The organism is Tepidiforma sp. (genome assembly GCF_034433535.1).
Lineage (GTDB): Bacteria > Chloroflexota > Dehalococcoidia > Tepidiformales > Tepidiformaceae > Tepidiforma.
This window is the reverse complement of the sequence record NZ_DAOUAO010000249.1, coordinates 1-5,164: the sequence shown is the minus strand read 5'-3', so window position 1 is coordinate 5,164 and position 5,164 is coordinate 1. Positions and strand designations below refer to the sequence as shown.

Genomic DNA, 5,164 nt, shown 5'->3' with positions numbered 1-5,164 from the left:
GGGCGGACGAGCGTGGCGCTGGCGGTACTGGCGATGGCGGTGTTCCCTCTGGTGACGTGGCTGAGCGTGCGGTTCTTCGCGCAGCTGGAGCCTGGGACGGAGCGCGTGCAGCAGGACCTGGCGGACGTGGCGAGCGTGACGGAGGAGTCGATCGCGGGGGCGCGGCTGGTGCGCGCGTTCGGGCGGGAGGAGCAGCAGATCGGGCGGATGCGCGAGGCGGCAGAGCGGGTGCGGGCGGATTCGCTGGAGGTGGCCCGGCTGCGCACCGTGTACGGGCCGCTGTTCGGGCTGCTGCCGGGGCTGGGGCAGCTCGTGGTGCTGGGGTACGGCGGCTGGCTGGTGATCGAGGGCGAGATGACGCTGGGGTCGCTGGTGGCGGCGCTGCAGTACCTGGGGATGCTGACCTGGCCGGTGCAAAGCCTCGGCGAAATGATCGCCTCGGGGCAGCGCGCGGTGGTCTCGGCGGCTCGGGTATGGAACGTGCTGCGGGAGGAGCCGAGCGTGAAGGAGCGGCCGCATGCGCGCCCGCTGCCGCCCGGGAACGGGGCGATTACGTTCGAGCGGGTCACGTTCGGGTACCAGCCGGGCCGGCCGGTGCTGCGCGAGTTTTCGCTGGAGGTGCCTGGCGGGAGGTCGGTGGCGCTGGTGGGCGCGACCGGCAGCGGGAAGTCGACCGTGGCGCGGCTGCTGCCGCGGTTCTACGACGTCGACGAAGGGCGGGTGCTGATCGACGGGGCGGATGTGCGGACGCTGCGGCTGCGGGACCTGCGCCGGAGCATCGGGATCGTGTTCGAGGACACGTTCCTGTTCAGCGATACGGTGCGGAACAACATCGCGTACGGTCGGCTGGACGCCAGCGATGAGGAGATCGAGCGGGCGGCGCGGCTGGCCCACGCACACGAGTTCATCACGCAGCTGCCGGAGGGGTACGACACGATGGTGGGCGAGCAAGGGGCCTCGCTCTCGGGAGGGCAGCGGCAGCGGATCGCGATCGCGCGGGCGATCCTGATGGAGCCGCGGGTGCTGATCCTGGACGATGCAACCTCGAGCGTTGATGCGCGGATGGAGGAGGAGATCCGGACGGCGCTGAGGGAGGTTATGGCCGGGCGGACAACGCTGATCGTGTCGCACCGGCTTTCGACCATTGCGCTGGCGGATGAGGTGGTGCTGGTGGACGGGGGGCGGGTGGCGGCGCGTGGGACGCATGAGGAGCTCCTGGGCACGTCGCGCCGGTACCGGGAGGTGCTGGGACAGCTGGAGGCGATGGCCTCATGAGTGCCGTGGAGACGACGGCGAAGCGGGTGAACGGGCTGGGCGGCGCGCTGCGGCTGCTGGCGCCGCGCTGGCGCTGGCTGGCGGCGGCGACGGTCACGATTGTGCTGTTCACGGGCGCGAGCCTGGCGAAGCCGCTTGCCATCCAGTACGGGCTCGACCACGGGGTGGCGGAGGGCGACGGGCGGGCGCTGGCGCTGGCGGGCGCGGCGTTCCTCGGGCTGCTGGTCATGGCCGCACTGTTCCAGGGCGCCAGCACGTACCTCGTCAACCGGGTGGGGCAGGATTTCCTGTTCGACCTGCGGATGCGGCTGTTCACGCACTACCAGCGGATGTCGCTGGCGTTCTTTGGGCGGGAAAACGCGGGGCGGCTGGTTTCGCGGATGACGAGCGACGTGACCACCGTGAATGATGTGCTGAACAACGGCTTCCTGGTGGTGGTGCAATCGCTGCTGACGCTGGTTGGGGCGACGGTCATCCTGGTGACGCTGAGCGTGAAGCTTTCGCTGGCGGTGGCGTTCATTTTGCCGCCGCTTGTGGTCGCGACAGCGATCTTCCGGGTGTATTCGAACCGGGCGTACGGGTCGGTGCGGGAGCGAATCGCGGACGTGATGGTGCACATGCAGGAGACGTTTTCGGGGCTGCGGGTGGTGCAGGCGTTCGGGCGGGAGCAGAAGAACCGGGAGCGGTTCGGGGAGATCAACGAGCGGAACTTCGCGGCGAACGTCTACACGGTGAAGCTTTCGGCGCTGTACTTCCCGTTCGTGGAGTGGCTGCGGGGCGCGGCGATCGGCCTGATCCTGTACTTCGGCGGGCGGCAGGTGGCGGGCGACGCGGTGACGGTGGGGACGGTGGCGGCCTTCGTGTTCTACCTCGAGTTCATCTTCCAGCCGATCCAGAACCTCTCGCAGGTGTTCGATATGGTGCAGAGCGCCAATGCGGCGCTCGCGAAGATCTTCGGGGTGCTGGCGACGGAACCGGATGTGCCGGAGCCCGAGCGACCGGCGGAGGTGCGCGGTCCGGTGGAGGGGCGCATCGAGCTGGCGGGCGTGACGTTCGGCTACGACCCGGGGCGCCCGGTGCTGCACGGGGTGAACCTCGTCATCCCGCCGGGGCAGCACGTGGTGCTGGTGGGCCCGACAGGTGCCGGGAAATCGACGCTGGCGAAGCTGATGACGCGGATGTACGACCCAACGGCGGGGACGGTGCGTATCGGCGGGTACGACCTGCGCACGCTGCGGTCGGAGGACCTGCGGAAGACGGTGACGATGGTGCCGCAGGAGGGCTTCCTGTTCACCGGTTCAGTGCGCGAGAACATTGTCTTCGGGCGGCCGGGGGCGACGGACGAGGAGGTGGCGGAGGCATGCCGACGGCTGGGGATCGACGGGTTCATCCGGCGGCTGCCGCACGGGCTGGAGACGATGGTGAGCTTCCGCGGTTCGCGGCTGAGCGCGGGGGAGAAGCAGCTGATTTCGATTGCGCGGGCGTTCCTGGCCGACCCGCCCGTGCTGGTGCTCGATGAAGCGACCTCCAGCCTCGACCCGGCCACGGAGGAGCAGGTGGAGCGCGCCCTGAAGAAGCTGCTGGAGGGCCGGACCAGCGTCGTGATTGCGCACCGGCTAGGCACGGCCGCGCAGGCCGACCGGGTGCTGGTGGTCGTTGGCGGGCGGATTGTGGAGGACGGCACGCACGCGGAGCTGGTCGCGCGGGGCGGCTACTATGCTGCGCTGTACCGGCAGTGGGTGGCCGGGCGGGCGGCGAAGAGCGCGTAGGGACGCAGGCGGCTCAGCTTTCGCGGGCGGTATCGCCCGGCTGGAGGGCATCGGGCGAGCCGAGGCGGGCGCCCATCAGGCGCATTTCGCGCGAGAAGCGGGCGGTCTTTTCGGCGATGCCGGCCATGTAGGTGCGGGAGGGGGTGACCTTCACCCAGAGCCGGCGGCGGGGCACGTAGAAGGTGATGCCAAGGCCGACCATGGCCATCGCGACGGCGATCCAGATGAAGGTGTCGCCGGGATCGCGGCGGACGCTGATGCCGGAGGCTTCTACCCGGCCGCGGAAGAGGTAGGTGTAGCCGGCGGCGTTGGTGGCGGCGGCGCCCTGCTGGAGGACGATGTTGCGCTCATCGATGCCGGAGATGAGGAGGTAGGGGCGACCATCGCCGCCGAGCGGCATCTGGACGACGGCGCCGGCGTCGGTGGTGGCGCCGGGCATATCGAGGACCGCGGTGGCCGGGATGGAGGCGGCGCCTTCGAAGCGGACGCGGTAGCCGGCGGCATCGGCTTCCTCGCCGGGGCGGAGGACGATGGGGTCGAAGTCGGTACTGGTGAGGGTGAGGACCATGCGGCCATCGGTGAACTGCCAGGCGACGGCGTAGCGGACGAGCTCTTCGCTGCCTGCCGCGCGGGGGAAGGTGAGGAGGGAGAGGGCGGTGTCGTCGGAGCGGTCGGCGGGGTCGAGGCCGGGGTCGGTGGCCATCTGGGGCAGCTGCTGGTTGAAGAGGACGACGCCGGAGGCATCAACCACGCGGAGGACGGGGATGGCGGCGGTGCGGCCTTCGAAATCGAGGATGTCGTCGTAGAGGACCTGGCCGTTGGGGCCAACGATGCGCAGGCGGGCGATGTCATCGAACCAGGCGGCCTGGTGGACGCGGTAGCCGAAGGCGGAGCAGGGGTCGTTGACGGTGGTCTTGCAGCGGATGGTTTCATCGCCGCGGCGGACTTCGATAATGGAGTGGTAGTCGATGATGTTGCCGCGGTCGTCGAGCCCGCGGTTGGCATCGATCATGGTGATGAAGAGCTGGTTGGGGCCTGCCTGGGCGAAGACCGGGGCTGCCGGGGTGGATTCGGCGATGACGAGGGTGCGGTCGAAGCCGGCGGTGACGGTGAGGAGCCCGCCGATGAGCAGGACGAGGAGGGCGAGGTGGCTGAGGAAGGTGCCGTACTGGCTCCAGGCGAAGCGGTCGGCGAAGAGGTAGGTGGCGCCGGGTTCGGCATGGACGCGGCGGACGCTGTAGCGCTGGCTGCGGAGGAGCTGTTCGACGGCGGCGACGCCGCCGGGGTGGGAGAAGCTGGCGCGGTGATGGGCGCGTTCGAAGTAGGCGTCGGGCACGCGCACGGGCGGCTGGCGGACGGCGCGGATGGTGGGCCGCAGGCGGCTGACGGTGCAGACGGTGACGGCGACGATGATGAGGAACCAGAGGCCGTTGAACCAGGCGGTGTGGAAGACATCGAAGAAGCCGAGGGAGGCGAAGAGGTCGGTGAAGGGGCCGAAGTCCTCGCGGCGGAGTTCGAGCCAGGCCGAGCGGGCGGCGGGGTTGGCGCGCATGGGACCGGGCACCTGGGGGAAGATGGTGCCGATGAGCCCGGCCACGCCGGCGAGCCCGACGAGGAACAGGGCGAATTTGACGTTGGTGAGCAGCTGCCACAGCCAGCGCAGCGGGTCGAGGCCGGCGGGCTGAAGGGCAGCGGCGGCGGGCTGGCGGGTGGCAGTCACGGGAGGCTGGCCTCAAGGTCGCGGAGCTGCTCGAAGGTGACGCGGCCGATGAAGACGCGGCGGATCACGCCGTCGGGGTCGATGAGGAAGGTAGTCGGGAGGCCGCCGACGCCGGTGGCGTAGGCCTGGGAAACGGCGCCGGAGGCATCGAGGAGGATGGGGTAGGAGACGCCGAATTCGGCGGTAAATTTGCGGGCGGTGGCTTCGTCTTCCTGCTGGTTGACGCCGATGACGGTGATGCCGCGGTCGAGGTTGCGGGAGTAGAAGTCCTGGAGGTCGGGAGTTTCGCCGCGGCAGGGGCCGCACCAGGAGGCCCAGAAGTTGAGGAGGACGTAGCGGCCGCGGAACTCATCGAGGGTGCGGGGCCGGCCATCGAGGGACTGGAGGCGGAAGTTGGGGG

Annotated in this window: 4 protein-coding genes; 2 read left to right on the top strand and 2 right to left on the bottom strand. The window is 70.0% G+C overall.

The window, feature by feature from the left end; genetic code table 11:
* Positions 1-1,275, top strand: a 1,275-nt coding sequence (locus VAE46_RS13245; protein WP_322797418.1) for an ABC transporter ATP-binding protein, incomplete at its 5' end; no start/stop codon positions are given.
* On the top strand, positions 1,272-3,044 hold the full coding sequence (locus tag VAE46_RS13240; RefSeq protein ID WP_322797417.1) for an ABC transporter ATP-binding protein: 1,773 nt from the start codon (positions 1,272-1,274) through the stop codon (positions 3,042-3,044). The genes VAE46_RS13245 and VAE46_RS13240, both read left to right, overlap by 4 nt.
* Before the next feature lie 13 nt (positions 3,045-3,057).
* Here the strand turns inward: VAE46_RS13240 and VAE46_RS13235 are convergent, their stop codons facing one another.
* Together VAE46_RS13235 and VAE46_RS13230 are read right to left on the bottom strand one after the other, a co-directional pair.
* Positions 3,058-4,764 carry a cytochrome c biogenesis protein ResB gene (locus VAE46_RS13235; protein WP_322797416.1) on the bottom strand — a complete coding sequence of 569 codons (1,707 nt, stop codon included), beginning with the start codon at positions 4,762-4,764 and terminating at the stop codon, positions 3,058-3,060.
* Positions 4,761-5,164: TlpA disulfide reductase family protein (locus VAE46_RS13230; RefSeq protein WP_322797415.1), on the bottom strand; the 404-nt coding region annotated here is incomplete at its 5' end. The genes VAE46_RS13230 and VAE46_RS13235, both read right to left, overlap by 4 nt.